At 64.3% G+C, this 18,821-nt stretch carries 15 protein-coding genes, 1 tRNA gene and 1 pseudogene; 2 read left to right on the top strand and 15 right to left on the bottom strand.

The genetic code is table 11. The annotated features are described in order from the left end of the window. Positions 1 to 156: 156 nt before the first annotated feature. Complete coding sequence (locus AC630_RS14210; RefSeq protein ID WP_074119138.1) at positions 157 to 2,445, bottom strand: arylsulfatase; 2,289 nt, start codon at positions 2,443 to 2,445, stop codon at positions 157 to 159. Between the two features lie 109 nt (positions 2,446 to 2,554). Here AC630_RS14210 and AC630_RS14205 point away from each other — a divergent pair, with 109 nt between their 5' ends. Continuing rightward, positions 2,555 to 3,232 (top strand): TetR/AcrR family transcriptional regulator, encoded by a 678-nt coding sequence (locus AC630_RS14205; RefSeq protein ID WP_074119145.1) that lies wholly within the window; start codon positions 2,555 to 2,557, stop codon positions 3,230 to 3,232. Here AC630_RS14205 and AC630_RS14200 read toward each other — a convergent pair. The 10 genes from AC630_RS14200 to AC630_RS14155 form a co-directional block, all read right to left on the bottom strand. Beyond that, on the bottom strand, positions 3,214 to 3,933 hold the full coding sequence (locus tag AC630_RS14200) for an ABC transporter ATP-binding protein (protein WP_074119137.1): 720 nt from the start codon (positions 3,931 to 3,933) through the stop codon (positions 3,214 to 3,216). The two genes, AC630_RS14205 and AC630_RS14200, sit on opposite strands and share 19 nt — an antisense overlap. Then, entirely contained in the window at positions 3,930 to 4,697 is a 768-nt protein-coding gene (locus AC630_RS14195; RefSeq protein WP_074119136.1) for an ABC transporter ATP-binding protein, read from the bottom strand. The genes AC630_RS14200 and AC630_RS14195 overlap by 4 nt, the downstream gene beginning before the upstream one ends. Beyond that, entirely contained in the window at positions 4,687 to 5,658 is a 972-nt protein-coding gene (locus tag AC630_RS14190; protein WP_074119135.1) for a branched-chain amino acid ABC transporter permease, read from the bottom strand. The genes AC630_RS14195 and AC630_RS14190 overlap by 11 nt, the downstream gene beginning before the upstream one ends. 13 nt (positions 5,659 to 5,671) lie before the next feature. Beyond that, positions 5,672 to 6,535 carry a branched-chain amino acid ABC transporter permease gene (locus AC630_RS14185; protein WP_074119134.1) on the bottom strand — a complete coding sequence of 288 codons (864 nt, stop codon included), beginning with the start codon at positions 6,533 to 6,535 and terminating at the stop codon, positions 5,672 to 5,674. Between the two features lie 65 nt (positions 6,536 to 6,600). Next, positions 6,601 to 7,854 (bottom strand): ABC transporter substrate-binding protein, encoded by a 1,254-nt coding sequence (locus AC630_RS14180; protein WP_074119133.1) that lies wholly within the window; start codon positions 7,852 to 7,854, stop codon positions 6,601 to 6,603. A 367-nt stretch (positions 7,855 to 8,221) separates the two neighbouring features. Next, positions 8,222 to 8,584 carry a DUF1428 domain-containing protein gene (locus AC630_RS14175; RefSeq protein WP_074119132.1) on the bottom strand — a complete coding sequence of 121 codons (363 nt, stop codon included), beginning with the start codon at positions 8,582 to 8,584 and terminating at the stop codon, positions 8,222 to 8,224. Between the two features lie 373 nt (positions 8,585 to 8,957). Beyond that, the gene (locus AC630_RS14170) at positions 8,958 to 9,167 is read right to left on the bottom strand and encodes a gene transfer agent family protein (RefSeq protein ID WP_074119131.1); all 210 of its coding nucleotides are present in this window, start codon (positions 9,165 to 9,167) and stop codon (positions 8,958 to 8,960) included. After that, positions 9,167 to 9,844, bottom strand: coding sequence for a tail assembly protein (locus tag AC630_RS14165; RefSeq protein ID WP_074119130.1), 678 nt, complete (start codon positions 9,842 to 9,844; stop codon positions 9,167 to 9,169). Before AC630_RS14165 ends, AC630_RS14170 begins: the two co-directional genes overlap by 1 nt. After that, positions 9,844 to 11,079, bottom strand: coding sequence for a phage portal protein (locus AC630_RS14160; protein ID WP_083636263.1), 1,236 nt, complete (start codon positions 11,077 to 11,079; stop codon positions 9,844 to 9,846). The genes AC630_RS14165 and AC630_RS14160 overlap by 1 nt, the downstream gene beginning before the upstream one ends. Before the next feature lie 231 nt (positions 11,080 to 11,310). Further along, positions 11,311 to 11,384, bottom strand: a tRNA-Gln gene (locus tag AC630_RS14155). Between the two features lie 438 nt (positions 11,385 to 11,822). Between AC630_RS14155 and AC630_RS14145 the strand changes: the two are divergent. Then, positions 11,823 to 13,307: pseudogene (locus AC630_RS14145) on the top strand (amidase); the annotation flags it as partial. An 82-nt stretch (positions 13,308 to 13,389) separates the two neighbouring features. Here the strand turns inward: AC630_RS14145 and rnz are convergent. The 4 genes from rnz to AC630_RS14125 form a co-directional block, all read right to left on the bottom strand. Beyond that, positions 13,390 to 14,292, bottom strand: coding sequence for a ribonuclease Z (gene rnz, locus AC630_RS14140; RefSeq protein ID WP_074119129.1), 903 nt, complete (start codon positions 14,290 to 14,292; stop codon positions 13,390 to 13,392). A gap of 87 nt (positions 14,293 to 14,379) precedes the next feature. Continuing rightward, positions 14,380 to 15,363 (bottom strand): putative antibiotic biosynthesis monooxygenase, encoded by a 984-nt coding sequence (locus AC630_RS14135; protein ID WP_074119128.1) that lies wholly within the window; start codon positions 15,361 to 15,363, stop codon positions 14,380 to 14,382. Positions 15,364 to 15,377: 14 nt separating this feature from the next. Then, positions 15,378 to 16,775, bottom strand: a complete 1,398-nt coding sequence (guaD, locus tag AC630_RS14130) for a guanine deaminase (RefSeq protein ID WP_074119127.1) — start codon at positions 16,773 to 16,775, stop codon at positions 15,378 to 15,380. Between the two features lie 15 nt (positions 16,776 to 16,790). Further along, entirely contained in the window at positions 16,791 to 18,008 is a 1,218-nt protein-coding gene (locus AC630_RS14125) for a multidrug effflux MFS transporter (protein WP_074119126.1), read from the bottom strand. Between the last annotated feature and the right edge of the window lie 813 nt (positions 18,009 to 18,821).

Below are 18,821 nucleotides of genomic sequence, written 5' to 3'. Positions count from 1 at the left end.
AGGAGGCGGTCGAGCTGTGGTTGCGGCAATCCTTCGAGACGCCCGCGTCCGCAGGCTCCTTCAGGATGAGGTTCTGCTGTGCGGCGAAATCTTAGACCCTCATGGTGAGGAGCCCGCGAACGCGGGCGTCTCGAACCATGAAGGCCAAGGACTCTCCTACTGCCGCGCCATCTGCGCGTTGCCGACGGCATCGCCGTCGAGCTTTTGGTCGTTGTGCATAGTGACGGTAACGCGCAGCAGCCGTCCCCTAAACTCGAACGGCGCCTCGTAATGCGAGACGGGGCTGCCGCGATCGCGGCCGATATCGAGGCCGGACCACGAGATCAGCGTGTGGAAACCAAGCTGGGTCTGGAGCGAACCCGCCGGCTCGCCGTCGATCAGCAGCGTATATTCGGACACGCCGGTGCGCGCCCCCTTCGCCGGCGCCTCCTTGCGTACGAGACGCTCGACATGCACGCCGAGCCGCCGCACGCCTGATGGCACCCTGCGGTCGGAGCGCACAATCTGGTGGCTGCCGCCGATGTTGAGGTCGTGCACCAGATGGCCGTCGCTGATGTAGAGGCTGTAGCCCGACGTCGCATCGCCGTGCGAGATCAGCACACCGTTTGCGCTCGTCTCGCCGATCTCGACATGCGCCTCGATCGTGTAGCTGCGGCTGCGCACATCAGGCGCGACGTCGGTCGGCACGTGCCCCATGCCGGCATGAAAGACGAAATGATGGCGCGCGCCGTGGAAGCGCGCGGCGTTCTCGGCAAAGCGCGGCCCAAAGCGGTCGTCGAGCGGCAGCACGTTGTGCTTCTCGGCTTCCGCCCACCACGTCGCCACCATCTGGCCGAGGCGCCCCGGCTCCTTTGCCGCGAGGTCGTTGGTTTCTGAGAAATCCTCGTCGAGGTGAAACAGCTCCCATTTGTCGTTCTCGAACGGCGTGCCCGGCGGATGGAAGGCGACCGCCTTCCATCCGCCATGCCAGAGGCCGCGATGACCGAACATCTCGAAATACTGCGGCGAGCTTTTTGAGGGCGCGGAGGCATCCGTGATCGAGCGCGCGAAGCTCTCGCCTTCGAGCGGCATCTGCGGGCAGCCGGCAATCTCGCTGGGCGACTCGATGCCGATCAGCTCCAGGAGCGTCGGCGTGAGATCACAGGCGTGCACGAACTGGTGCCGCAGCTCGCCCTTGCCCGCGATCTTCTTCGGCCAGTTTATGACGAAGGGATCGCGGATGCCGCCACCATGGGTGTTCTGCTTGTAGCGGCGCAGCGGCGTGTTCGAGGCCATCGCCCAGCCATGAGGGAAATTGCTGTGCGTATCGGGCCCGCCGATGTCGTCGATACGGGCGAGTTTCTCGGCGATCGGCTCCGGCTTGAAGTTGAACGGTCCCATTGCATTGACGAAGCCGAGCGGCCCGCCCTCCTGGCTCGCGCCGTTGTCGGACATCACGATGATCACCGTGTTGTCGCGGATGCCGGCCGTCTCCAGGAATGAGATGAGGCGCGCCAGATGGCGATCGGAGTGGTCGAGCATGCCGGCGAATGCCGCCTGCAGGCGCGTGAAGACACGGCGCTCGTCGGCCGAATGCTCCTCCCAAGCCTTCACGCCGTCGTTGCGCGCCGGCATCCGCGTGTCCTGCGGCACCAGCCCCATCGCCTTCTGGCGCGCCAGACGCTGCTCGCGCTCGATGTCCCAGCCGTGCGCGAATTCGGCGTCGTAGCTCCTGATGATATCGGCCGGCGCCTGATGCGGCGCGTGGCAGGCGCCCAGCGCGACCCAGGTGAGCCAGGGAATATCAGGACGATCGGCGAGGTGATCGCCGATGAAGCGGATCGACTGGTCGATCAGGTCTTCGGTCAGATGATAACCGTCGGCATAAGTGCCCGGAGGATCGATATGCGTGTTGTCGGAGACGAGCTCGGGGGCATACTGGTCGGTCTCGGCATCGAGGAAGCCGTAGAAGCGATCGAAACCGCGCCCGAGCGGCCAGCCGTCGAACGGGCCGGTCGCACCACTCTCGGTCAGCGGCGTGACGTGCCATTTGCCGACCATGTAATTGCGATAGCCGTGGGAGCGCAGCATCTCGGCGAGCGTCCCCGCCTCGCGTGCGATCTTGCCGCGGTAGCCGGGATAGCCGGAATCGAAGTTGGCGAGGCATCCTACACCGACCGAATGATGGTTGCGCCCGGTGAGCAGCGCCGCCCGCGTCGTCGAGCACATCGCCGTGGTGTGGAAGCCGGAATAGCGCAGGCCTTCGGCGGCGAGCCGGTCGATGGTCGGCGTTTTGATCGCCGAGCCGTAGCAGCCGAAATCGGAGAAGCCGACGTCGTCGAACAGCACGACCAGGATGTTCGGCGCGCCCTCGGGTGGCCTTGGCGCATCCGGCCACCAGGGTTTCGACTCCGCAACCGTCTTGCCGACGGTGCCGCGGAACGGCGTGCCGCTGCCTGCGCTCATCTGCTCCTCCCTGCTCAGCCGGTGAAGGGCCGCGGTTGACCCGCCCCCTGTCCTAGGCCTAAATTATAATCCGAATTATGATTATAATTTTGGGAGGATGCAAGCACTGATGCCGCCAGTGTCTGAGGAACGGGAGCTTCCTGATTTCGACCTGCCGGGCGTCGCCCCCTCGCGCCAGAAGCGCAGCCGGGAGACGACGCTGGCGCTGCTGCGCGCCGGCGCCGACATGCTGAGGACGCGAAGCCTTGCCGAACTCTCGATCGAGACGCTCTGCGCTGAAGTCGGGGCCACCGTCGGCGCCTTCTACAGCCGCTTCGAGAGCAAGGAGGCCTATTTCAACGCGCTGATGGCGCTCGCCGCGCGCGATGGCGAGCAGCGGCTCAAGGAAACCGGAAGCGCCGCATCGAAAAATGCCGGCCTCGACGAACTCTGCCAGATCGTCGTCACTGGCATCATCGTCTGGATGCGCAATCACGAGGGCGTGCTGCGCGCCGCGCTTCAGCACGACGACACCCGCCCGGACAAATGGACGCCGTTCAAGGCCCTCGCCCGCGCCACCACCGAGCGCGCCACCCCTGTCCTGCTGCCGGCGATGGGCAAGGGTCGCACGACCGCCAAGAAGCGCACCATCGCATTCGGCTTCCAGGTCGTGCTTGGCACGCTGGTGAATTCGATCCTCAACGATCCCGGCCCGCTCTCGCTTCGATCGAAAGAGATGGAGACGCGGCTCGCCAATTGCCTGTTGCGGCTGCTTCAGGCGGAGGTCGATCACCCTACCCCGAGATAGGCCTTCTGCACCTGCGGGTCTTCGGCGAGCGCAGCCGCCGTGCCTGACAGCACGCTCTTGCCGACCTGGAGCACGGTGGCGAAATCCGACGCCTCCAGCGCGAGCTCGATCGACTGCTCGGCGAGCAGGATGGTCAGGCCCTCGCGATGCAGACGGCCGAAGGTTTCGTACATGGACTCGACCACTGCCGGCGCGAGGCCGAGCGAGGGCTCATCCAGCATCAGCAGTTTCGGGTCGCTCATCAGCGCGCGGCCGACCGCGAGCATCTGCCGCTCGCCGCCGGACATGGTGCCGGCGCGCTGGTTGCGGCGCTCCTTCAACCGCGGAAATATCTCGTAGACGCGTTCGAGCAGCGTGGCGTGGCGCGACTTGTCGTGCAGCGGCGTTGCGCCGAGCATCAGATTGTTCTCGACGCTCTGCTGCACGAACAGACGCCAGCCTTCCGGCGACAGCGCCAGCCCCTTGCGTACGATCGAAAAGGCCTTCTGGCCCACGATGTCCTCGCCGCGGAAGCTGATCGATCCGGAATGCACGGGAATGAGGCCGGCGATCGCGTTCAGCGTCGTGGTCTTGCCACCGCCATTGGAGCCGAGCAGCGCAACGACGCTGCCTTCCGGCACCTCGAGCGACATGTCGGAGACACCGATGAGGTCGCCGTAGCGCACCTCGAGGTGCTCGATCCTGAGGAGCGCCCCGCTCATAGGTCCGGCCCGCCCATCAGCTCGACCGGCGTGTGGCCGGCCACCGCCTTCGCGGCACGGGTGCCGAGATAGGCGGCGATCACGGCGGGGTTGGAGGTGACCTCGCGCGGCGAGCCGCGGGCGATCTCCTTGCCCTGGTGGAATACCATCACCCGGCTTGCGAGCGACATGATCACTTCCATAATGTGCTCGACGATGACGAGCGTGATGCCGGAGCGATGAATGTCGCGCACGAGATCGATGGCGAGCTTCACCTCGTTGGCGTTAAGGCCCGCCATGGCCTCGTCGAGCAGCAGCACCTTTGGCTCGGTCGCCAGCGCCCGCGCAATCTCCAGCCGCTTGCGGCCCGGCGTGCCGAGCGAGCGCGCCGGCGCATCCGCAAGCCGGCTCATGCCGACGCGCCCCAGCACCGCACGCGCCCAGGTCTCGGCCTCGGTGCGATGCGAGGTGCGCAGGAAAGCGCCGATCATGACGTTCTCGAGCACCGTCATGCCCTCAAAGGTCTGCGGCACCTGGAAGGTGCGGGCGAGCCCAAGCCCGGCGCGCTGCTCCGGCGTGAAGTCGGTGATGTCGCTCCCCTCGAACAGCACGCGGCCCGAGGTGGTCTTGAGGTCGCCGGTGAGGCAATTGAAGAAGGTGGACTTGCCCGCGCCGTTCGGCCCGATCAGGCCGAGAATGTCACCCTGCTCCAGCGTTACGGACGCATCGTCGACCGCCCTGAAGCTGCCGAACGCCTTTGTGATCCCGCGCGCCTCAAGGAGCATGGCCCGCTCCCGTGTCAGATTTGGGCTTGCTGCGCCGCGTGAACAGGCTGAGCAGGCCGCCCGGCTGGAAGCGCGCGATCACCACGATGATCGCGCCATAGACCACGAAGGTAAGCCCGGCGCCCTTGCCGCCGAGCCAACTGTTGGAGATCTCCTCCAGCGGCACGAGGATCGCTGCGCCCACCAGCGGCCCGAACAGCAGCCCTGCTCCGCCCAGCGCCGCCATGATCAGGATTTTCACCGAGATCAGGATGCCGAGGCCGGACTCGGGATCGACGAAGCCGAACATCATTGCATAGAGCGCGCCGGCAACGCTGGTCAGCGCCGCGCTCAGCATGAACGCGTAGAGCTTGGTGCGGCTGGCAGGCGCGCCGAGCGAGCGCGCGGCCCGCTCGGAATCCTTGATCGCGCGCAGGTAAAATCCCATCCGGCTGTTGGTCATCCACCAGGTGATGAACAGCGTGATCGCGAGGATGACGAGGAAGAGATAGTAGTACGGCAGCGACGACAGGAACGAGAGATCGAAGATGTTGCGCGGCACGGCGGGGCCCGAGAGGCCGACGGCCGCACCGAGCCATTCGGTGTTGGTGACGATCAGCCGCATGGTCTCGGCCACCGCGATCGTCGCCATGCTGAAGTAATGGCCCGACAGCCGCAGCGTCGGCACCCCGACGATCGCGGCAAGCCCGACCGCGAGCACGATCCCGCCGGGAATGCCGAACAGCGGCGACAGGCCGAATTTTGCGTAGGAGCCCATCGCGGCATAGGCGCCGCAGCCGAAGAACACGACATGGCCGACCGAGACCTGGCCGGCATAGCCGCCGACGATGTTCCAGGCGGATGCTGCGATCGCATAGAGCAGCACCAGCGCGCCCAGTCGCTGCTGGAACGGCGAGGACAGCAGCAGCGGATAGGCAATCGCGACCGCTGCGATGACCGAAAGCCAGATCAGGCGCCGCATCACATCTTCCCCATCAGGACTTACCCATCAGGCCTTGCGGCCGGAACCAGAGGAAGAAAAGGAACAGGAGATAGACGACGATGTCCTTGTAGACCGCGCCGATCAGATAGCCGGAGAGCGACTCGATGACGCCGATCAGCAGGCCCGCGACGAGCGCGCCGGGCACGCTGCCGAAGCCGCCGAGCGACACCGTGACGAAGGCCACGATGCCGAGCGTCTCACCGACCGTCGGCACGATGTAGAAGAAGTTCGCGATCAGCGCGCCGGCAAGGCCGGTGGCACCGGCCGCGATCGCCCAGGCGATCGCCTGCATGGTGTCGGGGCGAATGCCCATGAGCTGGGCGGCGGTCGCATCCTCCGCTACCGCCAGCATCTTGGAGCCGAGCGAAGTGCGCGTCAGGAGAAGATGCAGTCCGAATGTCACCAGCAGCGCGACGACGCCGGCAAGGAGCCGCGAGGCCTCGACGCGCAGGCCGGCAAATGCATACGTGCCGCCAACGATGTTTGGCGGCATCGACAGGAAGTTGGCGCCGAACCACCAGAACACGGAATAGCGCAGCAGCAGCGCGAGCCCGAAGGTGCCGAGGATCTGCGCCAGCATCGGCCCTTTCATGATGTCGCGGATCAGGGCGAAATAGACCACGACGCCGACGGTCGCGAGCACCAGCGTCGCCAGCGGCGCGCCGAGGATCGGCCCTCCCCCCATCAGGGTGTAGACGACATAGGCGACGTACATGCCGAGCATGACGAGGTCGCCATGCGCGAAATTGACGATGTTCATCATGCCCCACACCAACGTAAGGCCCGACGAAAACAAGGCGTAGACGGCGCCAAGCAGAAGCCCGCCGACAATCACCTGCACGAGAACAAAGGACATGAGCTGCGTTGCTCTGATCAAATTTGCAAAAAAGGCGGGGCATGTGGCCCCGCCTTCAAACAATCTCACCAGCCCCTGTAGGGCAGCACCGGTGCCTTCTCGGCATTGGCCTTCGGCCACACCGCGACATAGTTCTCGCCATCCTGAAGCTGGATGATGGCGCCGGACGCCAGGATGTTCTGGCCCTTGTCGTCGAACTTCACGCCCTTGTAGCCGATCATGAGCTGATCGGGCTTCAGGTCCGTCGCCTTCAACGCGGCCTGGATCTTGGCCGGGTCGGTCGAGCCGGCGCGATCGATAGCCTCGGCCAGCACGAAGAAGCCCTGCATCTGCCGCGCCACCGTGTCATCCATGTCCTCGCCGCTCTTCTTCTTGTACATGCCGGCGATGATGGCGGACGGCGAGCCGGACGGGCCCACGACCCAGGACGAGCGATTGAAGACGCCTTGCGAAATCTTGCCGACCGCCTTGGTGAAGGACGGGTCGGAGTAGCCGGCGTCGTCGGCCAGCAGCACGGCCGGCTTGTAGTCGAGCGACTGCATGGTCTTGGCGAACAGGATCGCGTCCGACGTGTAGCTGATCATGATGACGACGTCGGGCTTCTTGTCCTTGAGCTGGAGCACCTGGCCCTGCACGTCGGTCGCATTGACGGGATAGGCGACGTCGAGCGCGATCGGCTGGCCCTTCTCCTTGAAGGCGCCGGCAATCGTGTTGGCGACCGAAGTTCCGTATTCGGTGTTGTCATGGACCAGCGCGACGCTGTCGGTCCTGGCGCCCTGCGCCTTGATGTCGGCGAGGAAGTCGACATAGATCTTGGCGAAATCGGTCGCGATCGGCGTGGTGCGGAAGAACCATTTGAAGCCACGCTCGGTGAGATTGGCGGCGACCGACTCGGAATTGAGATAGGGCACGCCGTATTTCTCGGCGATCGCGCTCGATGTCAGGGTGATGCCGGACTGATAGGCGCCGAACACGGCCGCCACCTTCTCTTCCGTGATCAGACGCAGCGCCTGGTTCTGGCCTGTTGCGGGATTGCCCTGGTTGTCGGCGATGACCACCTCGACCTTGGCGCCGCCGAGGCCAGCAAGGCCGGCGTTCTTGGCCAGCGGGAAACTGCCGAGTTCGGGGTGGGCGTTGTTGATGATGTCGGTGGCAACGTCGAGCGCCGCCTTGGCATGCGCCCCGATTGAGGCGGTGCCGCCGGACATCGGCATGATCACGCCGATCTTGACGACCTTGTCCTGGGCCTGCGCGCCTGAGGCAAACGCAAGCGACATCGCGGCCGCGCAAAGCAGCCCGGTGACGTGCTTCAAATTCATGAAATCAGACCTCCCAAAGGGTTTCCCCGACCAAGGTTTTTTGGAAGCTGTGGCGGGCGCCCGCTTCCGTTTGATTATGCCTGGCGGACGAGAGGATGGCATGCCAGCCGAATACCGGCAAGGTGAGACGGCTTGCCACGATGCTGCATAGAAGCAGCGAACGCGCCGGGCGCCGGCAGCGCTCAATCTTGCGTCGTTCAATATGGGAAGGACAACTGCGCCGGCGTTTTCCGCAATAAGGCGGGCAAGGCAGGGACTCGCGGCCCGCGTGGAGCGCGAGAGAAATGCGGGACGGCGCGGACCCGGATTTCGCTTGCGCTCGATCCGGGCTACAAGCCGCGCCGTTTACTGCCGACAGTCGCCGCCGTCAGCCCGTCGCGTCGCTGGCCCTCAGCAGCATCGTGAAGCCGCCATAGATCATGCGCTTGCCGTCGAAGGGCATGTCGGCGCCCTTGAACCGCGCATCGGCCATTACCTTCTTGTTGACGGCATCGCGGGTCTCCCGGTCGCGGTAGACGATCCAGGAAAACACCACGACCTCATCCTCCTTCGCCATCACCGCGCGCGGAAACGAGGTGAGTTCGCCATAGGGAACGTCGTCACCGATGCATTCGACATAGTCGAGCGCGCCGTGCTCCATCCACACCGCGCAGGCCATTCGCGCCAGCGCCTTGTAGGCCTCGATCTTGTCCTTCGGCACGGCGAGCACGAAACCATCGACATAAGGCATCACGGATCTCCTTGGGTTGTGTGTCCCAAGGACGATCCGGCCCGCGCCGATCCGACCCGCGAAGCCGATTTCGAGATGAGGCAAACCGTCGCGAACGGCGGCACGTCAAACCACGGCGCCGTGCAGTCCGGATGGCGATGGCGGCAATCTTGTCCGGGGAAAACGCCCGGGCGCCCTGGGAACAGTGCCTGGAGCTGGCTGGGGAACCTGGACCCTGAGAACCCCCAGAAAAAAATCAACGATTTCAATAACAGCATGAAAGAGAACGCCTTTTCACGCTGATTGGTTACGAGTAGTGGTTACGAGTCACGGTTACGAGGACTCGAATGTCGATCGCTACGAACATCCAAAAACGTCCTGGTCGCACGTCCTATTATGTCCGCGTCGGTGTGATGTTGCCGCCGATCAGCGCATACCTAATGACCTCGGCGAGGTCGGATTGGCTGAAGGAACGCGCGAACATGCGATTGCTGAGCGCGCCGATGGGGCCGCACTTCTTTTCAAGCTCTTCAACCATGGGGTTGGTAAGGTGGAACGTGTGTTCGCCGTCACCAAAGAACGCGGTATAGGAGAGATCAGCCATCAGCCGGCCTCCCCGAATGCGGTTTCGATCGAGCCGGCGCTGTCCGCATAGACGCTGATGTCCTCAACGTCGGACCACACTTCGATCGGCGTAGAGCCGACCATGCACTCGCCGTAGATCAGAGGGATCGCATTCCCTTGCTGGCCGGAATTGCCGATGTTGCCGCCGTTCACGTTGAGGCCGTTGGACGCTTGTGTCTCCTGACCGGCAGGCTTCGCGAGCAGCGTTGACGCTCCAGACAGTGCGAGGCCAAGGCCAAGCGCTGCCACGGTGCCGTAGCTCATGCCACCGACGAGCGGAACGCCGCTAAGCGCGCTGATGGGCGCTGCGAGCATGCCCCCGGAAAGGAAGATTGCGCCGCCGACAAGAGCAGCGCCGAGAACGATCTTGGTGGTGCCTTTTGCCGTGTTGGATGAGGCGCCTTTCGCGACCGGGATGATGTGAAGATCAGCGAGACCGAGGTTGAACTGGTTCACGAGATCGAGGTCGAGCTGCATTCCGTTGCGCTTGTCGCCGCGCACGATCTTGTAATAGCCCTCTTCAATCGCCTTCACGAAACGACCTGGAAACGCACAATTGAGCGCGCGCAACGCTTCGCCGGCCGTCATCACGTCAAAGCGATGGGACGCGCCGAAGTCTTTGGCGAGCTTGCCATGGAGATGAACGGTGCGAAGCATCAGGCGGCCTCTTGACTATTGTTGTTGCCAGCATTGAGCGCGCCGCCGGCATGTGCAGATGACGTGTTGAAGTTTTCGAACACGTCGCCGCCTTCGTAAGCAGGCAGGCCGAAGCCGATCTGGCGCGCTTCGTTCGGATTCAAAATGCGTGCGGATACCGCGACGCTAAGCGCGTTGGCTCGCGCTTGCAGGTCGGCGCGGGCGAAGCCATCGATGTTGAATTCGATCGCATACTGTTTGCGCTCTTCCGGCGTCAGAAGCTTCAACTCAAGCTCTTGCTCGAAGGACTTCAGCCGGGGCAACAAAGCTTGCGAAAGGAATTCTTGGCCGATCGATTCAATCGAGCGGGGCTGGGCGCGATCGACCTGCATCAGCAGGTGGAGCGGCACGCGAAACAATCGCGCGATCTCAGCGACTGCATACGTCCGCATTTCGAGGAACTGAGAATCGACGCTGTTGAACGTGAGTGGTTGCCAAGATGCGTCGGCGGGAAGAACGGCGGTGCCGCCGGCCTTGTCGCCGCCCTGCGATGCCTGCCAAGCGGCCTTTGCCGCCACCAGGGTTGGTTCCGCTATGGTGCCCTTGAGGCTCAACACGCCGCTGGGGCGTGCGGCGTTGCCAAAGAGGCGCGATGCATGGCGTTCAAGCACGAGGGCGAGCGCGATGGCGTCCCTGCCCTCGCCGACTAGACCGAGCGAGGGGTCATAGGCCGGGGTCGGAATGTGGATGATGTCCGCTGCCGGGATCTCGCGGCTGTTAAGTTTGTATGTCGGTTCGGGATCGCTGTAGTCGACGGCAACGGGGAGCGTGCGCGGGTCGAGCCGGATCAGTTCAGCGGGCTTGCCGCCATCAACGCGATTGATCAGCGCGAAGCCGCCATGCGGCTGCAACAGCGCATCGGCCATGAGCTGGGTGCGAAACAGCGCGGCCGGCGTCCAGGCGTTCGGCGCGTCGTGGAGCAGCGCATAAAGCGGATGGTCGGTGGCCTTCTCTTTGCCGCCATCCGGGAGCCGCTTGTAAACGTGAAGGGGAAGAGAACCGGCCGCCTCACTGATCGAGCGCACCGCGCACGCGACTGGTGCGCACGTCATGGCCGTGTAGGGCGTGACGGTCACGCCTGCCAGCGTCGGCCTCGCGCCGAACAGGTCGAACAGCCACGGCTCTGGCGAGGAGATGCCAGAGGCGGCTTTGGTCTCGATACCGAGAAGGGATTTGAAACGGGACGCGATCGACAAAAGGACAACACAGAGAGGTTGGCCCGCCGGTAAGGCGAGCGAAGGAGCGGGTCTCTGTGTGCAACTTTGTTTCGGAATCTAATCCGACAACGCAAGAATATGATGTGGGATAATTGTGGCGATAATGAGTCCGGTTACGCGGGGTGATGCCGAAAAGCGGTTACGAGTGGCACCGTTTTCGACTGCCCTGGACCGCTATAAGTTATTGATCTAACTGGCAGAACGGTGTTCTGGCTGGGGAACCTGGATTCGAACCAAGACAAACAGAGTCAGAGTCTGTTGTGCTACCGTTACACCATTCCCCAACGGAATAGCCAAACAAATTCAATGGCTTACTGACTTGTTCGGCTCCGGCCGGAAGCGCGTTTGGCGCAAATCACGGCTCAGGCGTGGCAGCGTTCTACCTGCTCGGCCTTGGGCTGGCAAGCGCTGCGGTGCACTGGCCTGTGAACCCGGCGGCGAGGCCAGGGACAGGCCTGTCAGGCCTGTTCCGGTGCGACCGTGGCGAGGCCGGTTTCGATGATCGTGATCTCCTTGCTGACCTGCGCGATGGCCTGCCTCGGGACGACACCGGTGACCGATACCAACTGCCGAAGGAGATTCTGGCGATGCGCCAGGATGTCGTGGAGGGCATCGCTCGCATTGCGTCACCTGCCCGATCGTCGAAGCCGCGTGCTAGACACCGACATCAGCTTGCGGTCATGGCAACCGCGACGCCGCAATGGGATACGATGGAGATCGCGATGCAGCGAGGATTACCCGCAGACGTCCCTGACCTGGATTACGGCTCGATCGGCGCACTGCTCGGCGCCTTGCTCGCGCGCAAGATGTCGGCATCGGAGTTGCTCGAGTACACGATTGCGCGAATCGAGGCGCTGGATCGAGAGATCAACGCCATCGTCGTTCGCGATTTTGATCGCGCAAGAGAGGCAGCGCGAGCCGCCGATGCCGCGCTTGGTCGCGGCGAGCGACGGCCCCTCCTCGGCATACCCGTGACACTGAAGGAGCCCTTCAACGTCGCGGGCCTGCCAACCACCTGGGGCTTTCCGCATTTCAGGGATTTCCAGCCGGCAGAGGATGCGCTGATCGTCTCCCGGCTGAAGGCGGCGGGCGCAATCATCATCGGCAAGACCAATATCCCGATCGGTCTCAGGGATTTCCAGAGCTACAACGAGATTTACGGGACCACGAACAACCCTTGGGACCTCGGGCGTTCGCCCGGAGGCTCCTCGGGCGGATGCGGAGCGGCCCTGGCCGCGGGGTTCGGTCCGCTCTCGATCGGTTCGGACATTGGCGGCTCGATCCGTGTGCCCGCACATTTCTGCGGCGTCTTCGGACACAAGCCGAGCCTCGGCTTGGTCCCGTTGCGGGGATACAGCCTGCCGCCGGCGCCACCCGTTCCAGGCCAGGGCGACCTTGCCGTGATTGGACCGATGGCGCGCTACGCCTCCGACCTCGCATTGTCGCTCGACGTGATCGCCGGCCCGGACGAAGCGCGTGACGGCATCGGCTATCGCCTTGCCCTGCCCGCGCCCCGGCATGACAATCTCAAGGACTTCAGGATCCTCGTCATCGATACCCATCCGCTGATGCCGACGGGTGAAGCCGTGCGTTCGGCCATCGGGCGACTGGCCAGCCGGCTCGAGAAGTCAGGCGCGAAGGTCGCACGCTCAAGCGCGGCGCTACCCGATCTTGCGGAATCCGCGCGTCTCTACATGAAGCTGTTGAACGCAGCCCGCAGCCCACGCCTGACACCGGAGGCCCTCGCCGAGGCGCAGGGACTGGCCGCCGCCCTGGCGCCGGACGACCGCAGCCTGCAGGCCGAACGCACACGCGGCTGGGCCATGATTCATCGAGAGTGGCTGGCAACCGATGCGATACGCCTGCGGCTCCCACAGCAATGGCACGCGCTGTTCCGCGACTACGACGCAGTCATCTACCCAGCCGCCGCCGTGCCGGCCTTCCCGCACGACCATTCCGAGCCGTTTGATGCGCGTCAACTCGACGTCGACGGCAAGGCGCACCCCTACGCCGATTCCTGCTTCATCTGGGCAGATCCGGCGTCGACCTGCGGTCTCCCGGCGACTGCCGTTCCAATCGATCGGTCGCCGTCGGGCCTGCCAATCGGCGTGCAGATCATCGGGCCGTATCTGGAGGACCGCACAACGATCGCGCTCGCCGGGTTGCTCGAACGCGAGTTCGGCGGCTTTGTCCCGCCGCCGTCGCTTTGTACGCCAGCTTGTATTCGCGGCTTCGCGCGAGGTTCAGGCCCACGCAATCAAATCGGGCCCGTCGAGCTGAGCGCGCCGCCTAAACAACGATCCGATCGAAATCGGCAGCGATCCGGCTGTTCGGGAATATCTTTGCCGCCTCGGCCAGAACCTCTTGGTCATCATAGCGACCCGACTGGTGAGTGAGCACGAGCTCCTTGACGTGGTTCGCGGCAGCAAGGGAAGCCGCCTCTGCCGCAGTGAGATGGCCATAATCCCGCGCGGTGACAGCGTCGCGATCGAGGAACGTCGCCTCGATCACCAGCACATCGGCATCAGTAACGTATTTGGATAGCCCATCGGTGGTTTCGGTGTCGCCGATCACGACCAGCTTCCTGCCGCCGCTCGGCGGCCCCAGGACGTCTTCCGGATCGATCATTCGGCCAGCGATCACGACCGGTCGTCCTGCGGCCAGTTCTCCGCGCACGGGACCGTCGGGAACACTGAGCGACGCGAGGCACTCCGGCTGAAGATGGCGGCGAGCGAGGCTTTGGAAGGCGAAACCAAAACTATCGGTGTCGCGGTGACGGACTGGAAAACAGTCGATGGTGAATTCACCGGCATCGACGACCCGTCCTTCGGTCAGCGGCGCGAACTCGACCGCGATCGGCGCTCTGCCCGCACCCCAGAGGCCCGCGAGCATTCGGACGACGACGTCGAGCGTGCCTGGCCCCGCGTGAACGGTCATCGCGTCGGAGCGTTGCCGCAATCCCAACGTTGAAAAGAGGCCGGGGATGCCGAGCACGTGATCGAGATGACCATGCGTCAGCAGGATACGGTCAAGCCGCCGAAAGCCGGCGCCGCTGCGCAGCAACTGGCGCTGCGTGCCTTCGCCGCAATCAACCAGGATGCGCTTGGCCGCCGCCTCCACGAGGAGAGCCGGATGGTTGCGCTCCGCCGAGGGAACGCTGGCCGAGGTTCCGAGAAATGTCAGGGCGAACATGATCGTCAATTGTCCAGCAGTCTGGAGGCCGCCGTCGACCAGCCGAGAGCTATCCTCTCCCCGTCTGCACCTCAACGGTGGGCGGCCTCACCGCCCCCAATGCCACGCAAGCAGCAGCGCGTACAGAACCATCGACCCGGCATAGAGCGCGGCAAGAATTGCGTATCCCGCGATCTGGCGGCCGAGCGTGGCCTTCGGCGCGATCCACCAGGCGAGCGACCTGAATGCGGCGGGCACAAGCCACCAGCCGAGCAGCTGTGTGCTCACGAGATTGCCAACGAACAGCGACAGCCAGACCGGCACGCCATGGCTATCGATCAGCGGCGCGCTGACGAAATAGCCCCAGAGGAAGACCACGGGATAGAGCACCAGGAGGACAATGAGGTTGCTCTTCCAGATCAGGCCAGGGGTTTGCTCCGGAGCCTGAACCTTGCCGGCCGGGAACCAGAAATTGAAGCCGTAGCTCGCCCGCTTCACGTTCATGCCGGCGTTGAAGCGCGCGCCCTCCTCGAGCAGCGTCTGTCGCAAGGGCGAGTCGAGCCATGCATTGAGGTTGGCATCGCAGTCGAACGACAGGATGATGATCCATTCGTCGTGCAGGCCCGGAATCGGCCGCTCGATCTTGTGGCGCAAGAACCCCCTGAACTCGGCCTCCGCGGCCTGGATGCGCTGCTGCCATTTCAGGAACGCATCCTCGAGCCCATCGGGCACCTTGAACGAGATCACTGCGGAGACCGCGCTGTCGCGCTCCACGCCGGTATCGGGCAGGATATGGACGTCCTCCGAACCGACGAAGAAGCGCTGGACCTCTGCGATCAGCCGCGCGCGCACATCGCTCTGGAGCCAGGCACGGGCCGCAGCCGGGCTCGCGAAGCGCAGGATCGTCACCCAGTCCACATGCGCCGGCGGCTGCGGCGGCACCACCTCCTGCCCCAGGAAGCCGGGCCACGTCTTGAGCACCTCGCTCACCTCGCCGTTCCACCGCGCGAACGCGGCGAAGCCGTCATCAGTGATGCGCCGCTGGATGACGAGGGCGACCGGCTGGCCGGCCGTGTCAGGAGATGCGCTCATCGCAGCCGTCCGCTTCAGCTCTTCTTGTAGAGACGCTTGCCCATCACCCATGTCTCGTCGACGCAGCGATCGTCGCCGACCATCATGACGGCGAACAGCATGCTTGCGGCCTCGTCGATCGTGCGCGGCCCGTTGCCGTCGGCGATCAGCGACTGGTGCCAGGGCTGCGCCGCCTGGCCGCCGTTCGGATCGAGTGCGACGAAATCGGCCTCCTTGCCGGGCTCGAAATTGCCGAGCTTGTCGTCGATGTAGAGACCTTCGGCACCGCCGAGCGTGATCGACCAGAAGCCGCGATAGGGCGAGAGCTTGTTGCGCTCGGCCTCGGCGAGATCCTTGCGCACCGGATCGATGCTGCCATCGAGCAGCGTGTTGTTGCACATGCCGACCTTGTAGGCGTCGTCGAGCACGCTGATCATCGAGAAGCGGTTGCCGCCGCCGACATCAGTGCCGAACGACATCTTGACGCGGTGCTCCGGATCGGTGGCGCGGCCAAGGCGGAACAGACCGCTGCCGAGGAACAGGTTCGAGCACGGACAGAACACCACCGCGGCGCCCTTCTTCGACATGCGACGGAATTCGCTGTCCGAGAGATAGACGCCGTGACCGCCGGAGAATTTCGGACCGACGAGGCCGAACTTCTCGTAGACGCCGAGATAATCCTGGCAGTCCGGATGCTCGACGAGCACGCCGCGGCATTCTGCCGGGTTCTCGGAAATGTGGGTGTTGACCCAGCAGTCCGGATGCTCGTGCTTGAGACGCTGGCACGCCCTCAACAGCTCCGGCGAGGCGCCGAAGGCGAAGCGCGGCGTGATGGCGTAGAGGTTGCGGCCCTTGTTGTGGTACTGCGCGATCAGCCGCTTGCTGTCGCGATAGAAGTTCTCGGGCGTGTCGACATAGTCGGCCGGCGCGTTGCGATCGATGCCGGTGAGGCCCGCGATCACGCGCATGTTGCGGCGGCTTGCTTCCTCGAACAGCTCCTCGGTCGAGACCGGCGAGGAACTCGTGAACGCCTGGCACGTGGTGGTGCCGCCGGCAAGCAGCGCGTCGAGAAAGCGCTTCACGCCCTCGCGCGCGTAGTTGCGATCCCTGTATTTGAGCTCTTCCGGGTAGATCCACATCTGCAGCCACGGCAGCAGCTGCTCGCCATAGGCGCCGAGCACACGGGTCTGCGGCAGGTGGATGTGGCCATCGATGAAGCCCGGGACGATGATGCGGTCCTTGATGCGGGTGATCTGGACGCCAGGATGCGCGGCGGCGACCTTCTCGTAGGGACCGAACGCCTTGATGACGCCATCGGCGACGACCATGAGTCCGTCCTGATGAAAGCGCGCGGCCGCCTGCTCGTTGCCGATGTGCTTCCAGGGATCGTCGACGAAGTCGAAGAATGTGCCGCGAATACCGACGGTGGTCATGAATTGGTTCCTTCCTTAAGTCTGTGTGGCGTGGCGCGCCGCAGGTAGCGAGATCGCAAGCAGCGTGCCCGCGACGGCGCTGAGGCCGAGATAAAGCCATCCGATCGGCGCCTGCGTCGCTTCAGGCAGCACCGCCGCGATCGCCATCGCGCCACTCACGGCCAGATAGCAGAGCGCACTGATGAGGCCGCCGATCAGGCCGTGGTCGCGTTCAAAAAGGCCGAGCGCCATGCCGTACATCATTGGGCACAGGACTCCGCAGCCGGCGAGCACCAGCGCACCGCCGATCGTGATCGACACAAAGCTGAGGCCGAAAGCCATGCCGGTCGCGGCCAGGACCGCAGCGCCGGCGAGAAACAGCGCGAAGGCGCCGAAGCCCAGCATGCGGGCCGGCATGAAGCGCGCGAAATGCGCGCAGCCGAGCTCGCCGGCGAGATTCACCCCGCCAAGGCCGAGCGCGACGAGACCGTAGATGGCCGCCGAATAACCAAGGCCGGTCTGGTAGAAGAAGGGCGCGACGACGCCGAACGCCAGTTGCGCGCTGGCCGCCGCGGCAAAGACCAGCACGAACGCCAGGAAGCCCGGGCGAACAAGCGCCTCGCGCAGAATGCCGGCGGTGCGGCGCGGATCGAACGGCGCTCGCCGCTCCACGGGCAACGTTTCGGGCAGGAGCAGCACGACGATCGCAGCGACGATTGCCGCGGCGATGGCAATGATGACGAAGACTCCGCGCCAGGACGTCAGCTCGACGATGAAGCCGCCGGCCGCCGGCGCAAGCACAGGCGCGAGCCCCCAGGCCGCCCCGAGCAGGCCCGAGATCGCCGTGAGCTCGCGGCCGCGAAAACAGTCGGCCGCGACCGCATAGGCGACCACGAGGCAGGTGCAGCCGCCGATGCCCTGCAGGAAGCGCAGCGCAAGCAGCAGGGATGCACTGGTGGCCAGCGCACAGGCGATGCTCATCGCGATCAGCACCGAAAGGCCCGCGAGCAGGACGTTGCGGCGGCCGAGCGTGTCGGAAGCGATGCCGACCGGCACCAGCGCGAGACTCATGCCGAGCATGTAGGCGGTGACCGTGTTCTGCATCGAGGCCGGATCGGCAGCGAGATCCACCACCATTTGCGGCAGGCCTGGCGTATAGGCATCGAGCGGAATCTGGCTGAACGGCACGACGCACAGCAGGATCGGCACGATCCCACCCTTGGCGCGACTGGCGTCCGAAGCAAGTGCAGTCATAAGCAACGCCCCCCTCGATGCCCGCGAGCTCACGTCTTTTCGTGCGCGTAATGAGATGCGACGATGCAGGTTGCGGATCTTGACGCGAGCGAGCGTGCCAGAACTGTGTATAAAAACTCTTAGGGGTTCCCGTATCGATGCGGACTCTGACGGCCGATGCTCTGGCGCTCGCTGCCTAGCGACGCTCCACCAAAAAACGCGAAAACAACCCCATGCAAAGTACAAATCATTGAAGAATTCCGTCCGGCATGGCTTGCGCCCTGCCAGCGAGGACGTTTGACACGTCGGGCAAAACAGGCGCAGAATTGGATGATCGCCAATTCCGAACTGACCGTCGCGCCGACGCCATTAACCTTTCGGAAGGCATCGCTGTTGCGAATGTATGGGGCGCTTCGACATCCGTACCGCCGTTGAATGCGCAAGGCTGAGCACTACGCTCTCGCTGACTGCGCCTCGACCGCCTGCACGGCGCCGCTCGGCACTTGTCGCAACGCTTCCCAATCAGCGCCAGAGCACGCCATGTCGAGAGGACGGCGGAGACGTAGAGCGCGAGGACCGTAGTATCTTGCGATCAAGTCTAGATTGACGAGCTGACTTAAGTCCCAGGTCAATTAGGGCGTGTACTCATAAACAGTCGATGTCTGTTTTCTGGGGTAAAGCGGAAATGCGCCAAAGGCACGGGAATTTCGCCTCTTGACCCTGGCTGTGTAAAAACGCGAACTCCGGCGGATGGCGGAGAATCTACTTCTCAGATCACGCGGCACCGAAGCTCGGTATCCTCTTCGCAGTCTCAGAAGCGGTGTTTGAAGGAAT

Origin of the sequence: Bradyrhizobium sp. AS23.2 (assembly GCF_001908185.1) — a bacterium.
Lineage (GTDB): Bacteria > Pseudomonadota > Alphaproteobacteria > Rhizobiales > Xanthobacteraceae > Bradyrhizobium.
This window is presented reverse-complemented; position numbering and strand designations above follow the sequence as displayed.

Excerpts from the sequence above, each read along its gene's own strand:
- AC630_RS14210 (WP_074119138.1), bottom strand. The coding sequence starts at position 2,445 with ATGAGCGCAGGCAGCGGCACGCCGTTCCGCGGCACCGTCGGCAAGACG.
- AC630_RS14205 (WP_074119145.1), top strand. The coding sequence starts at position 2,555 with ATGCCGCCAGTGTCTGAGGAACGGGAGCTTCCTGATTTCGACCTGCCG.
- AC630_RS14200 (WP_074119137.1), bottom strand. The coding sequence starts at position 3,933 with ATGAGCGGGGCGCTCCTCAGGATCGAGCACCTCGAGGTGCGCTACGGC.
- AC630_RS14195 (WP_074119136.1), bottom strand. The coding sequence starts at position 4,697 with ATGCTCCTTGAGGCGCGCGGGATCACAAAGGCGTTCGGCAGCTTCAGG.
- AC630_RS14190 (WP_074119135.1), bottom strand. The coding sequence starts at position 5,658 with ATGCGGCGCCTGATCTGGCTTTCGGTCATCGCAGCGGTCGCGATTGCC.
- AC630_RS14185 (WP_074119134.1), bottom strand. The coding sequence starts at position 6,535 with ATGTCCTTTGTTCTCGTGCAGGTGATTGTCGGCGGGCTTCTGCTTGGC.
- AC630_RS14180 (WP_074119133.1), bottom strand. The coding sequence starts at position 7,854 with ATGAATTTGAAGCACGTCACCGGGCTGCTTTGCGCGGCCGCGATGTCG.
- AC630_RS14175 (WP_074119132.1), bottom strand. The coding sequence starts at position 8,584 with ATGCCTTATGTCGATGGTTTCGTGCTCGCCGTGCCGAAGGACAAGATC.
- AC630_RS14170 (WP_074119131.1), bottom strand. The coding sequence starts at position 9,167 with ATGGCTGATCTCTCCTATACCGCGTTCTTTGGTGACGGCGAACACACG.
- AC630_RS14165 (WP_074119130.1), bottom strand. The coding sequence starts at position 9,844 with ATGCTTCGCACCGTTCATCTCCATGGCAAGCTCGCCAAAGACTTCGGC.
- rnz (WP_074119129.1), bottom strand. The coding sequence starts at position 14,292 with ATGTTCGCCCTGACATTTCTCGGAACCTCGGCCAGCGTTCCCTCGGCG.
- AC630_RS14135 (WP_074119128.1), bottom strand. The coding sequence starts at position 15,363 with ATGAGCGCATCTCCTGACACGGCCGGCCAGCCGGTCGCCCTCGTCATC.
- guaD (WP_074119127.1), bottom strand. The coding sequence starts at position 16,775 with ATGACCACCGTCGGTATTCGCGGCACATTCTTCGACTTCGTCGACGAT.
- AC630_RS14125 (WP_074119126.1), bottom strand. The coding sequence starts at position 18,008 with ATGACTGCACTTGCTTCGGACGCCAGTCGCGCCAAGGGTGGGATCGTG.